Origin of the sequence: Sporolactobacillus sp. KGMB 08714 (genome assembly GCF_036598985.1) — a bacterium.
In the GTDB taxonomy this organism is placed as follows: Bacteria; Bacillota; Bacilli; order Bacillales; family Sporolactobacillaceae; genus Sporolactobacillus.
On the sequence record NZ_JAUUBW010000058.1, the window covers coordinates 1 to 1,668 of the forward strand.

1 protein-coding gene and 1 pseudogene are annotated in these 1,668 nt (G+C 41.5%); both read left to right on the top strand.

The genetic code is table 11. The features are described 5' to 3' along the window. The first annotated feature begins 142 nt into the window (after positions 1-142). Complete coding sequence (locus Q6A92_RS18090) at positions 143-1,153, top strand: tyrosine-type recombinase/integrase (protein WP_332238961.1); 1,011 nt, start codon at positions 143-145, stop codon at positions 1,151-1,153. A gap of 87 nt (positions 1,154-1,240) precedes the next feature. Beyond that, a pseudogene (locus tag Q6A92_RS18095) lies at positions 1,241-1,668 on the top strand (IS66 family transposase); the annotation flags it as partial.

Here is a 1,668-nt window from a genome sequence, read left to right on the forward strand (position 1 = left end):
CGCTTCCAATCCTCAGCACCTATCTTGGGCACAAAGATGTGGAATCGACAGAAAAATATCTGCGTTTAACTAAACAGTACTTTATTGATATCCTTCAGTTTAGCCTCGAAAATGCAGAAAAGATCTTTCCGGAGGTGTAACTATGCGTAAAAAGGAATTATCTTATTATGTTACCAACTTCTTTACTGAATATCTTGGTGGAGAGGCAGGCCTGTCAACCAATACAATTAAATCATACCGGGATGCATTCATACTTTTCTATAAGTACCTTGAAGAAGCTGGCACCTGCAAGATCAGTAAACTTAAAATGGATATGTTGAATGCAGATAATATAACTGGATTTTTGGACTGGTTGGAACAATCAAGAGGTTGCAGTATTCGTTCAAGAAACCAACGCCTCGCGGCGTTAAAAGCTTTCTGTAGCTATGTCATACGCAGAAGTCCGGAGGAAAGTGCCTTATGTCAGGGTGTCTTAAAAATACGTATAAAGAAAGCACCACAGAAATCTGTCGAATATCTAAGTGAAGCAGCCGTTGAATATCTCCTCAAAATACCTAACAGCCATTCTATGCAAGGTATTCGCGAGCTTGCAATGATTGCTTTAATGTACGAATCGGGTTGCAGAGTTCAGGAACTCATCGATTTAAGAGTTGGCGACATTGCCTTTCGAAGTCCAAACACGCTTACCCTAACAGGAAAAGGAAATAAATCAAGAGTAGTCCCTATAAGTACCAACGCCGCGAACATTATAAAAACTTATTTGAATTTCGCTGGTATTAATGACACGAGGCACCCAGTATTTGTTAACAGATATAATAAAACCTTGTCAAGGTCAGGAGTGTCCTATGTACTTGATAAATATGGACAAATAGCACGCAAAGCAAGATCAGATTTATTTCCGTCTAAGCTACATCCGCATATATTGAGACATTCCAAAGCAATGCATCTTCTTGAAAATGGAGTGAACCTTATATATATTAGGGATTTTCTTGGACATTCATCAGTCACCACAACGGAAATTTATGCAAGATGTAGCCCTGAACTGAAAAGAAAATATATTGAGCAGGCTGGTACTCTAATTACAGACACTGTAGAAGAATACACTGATGGTGAAAAAGAAGCATTGATTGACTGGCTCCGGGAAAACATCTAAATAATTATGTTGAGCGGTTATGCCGCATACCCTGCGTTCGTGCGACATTTTACCCCTCAACTTTACATAATAAATGACTTTCCATAAGATGAAACCACGCTGCAGGTTCTGCGTGAACCCGGTCGTCCGGCGACCTCCAAATCCTATTTGTGGCTCTATCGCAGCGGACAAGTCGGACCACCGACCGTCCTTTACGATTATCAGACGACACGTGCCGGTAAGCATCCAGCCAAATTTTTGGATGGTTTTCACGGCTATCTTCAAGTTGACGGTTATGCCGGTTATCATAAAGTCGAAAAAGTCACGCTCGTCTGTTGCTGGGCCCATGCCCGACGCAAATTTGACGAAGCATTGAAAGCTCTTCCTCCTTCAGCCAAAGAATCATCCGTTACGGCCAAGGAGGGGCTCGACTACTGTAATCAACTTTTCACCATTGAACGTGAACTGAAAAAGGAAAAACGTTCTGCCGAAGAACGCTATCGGATTCGCTTGAAAAAAAGTCAACCCATTCTTCA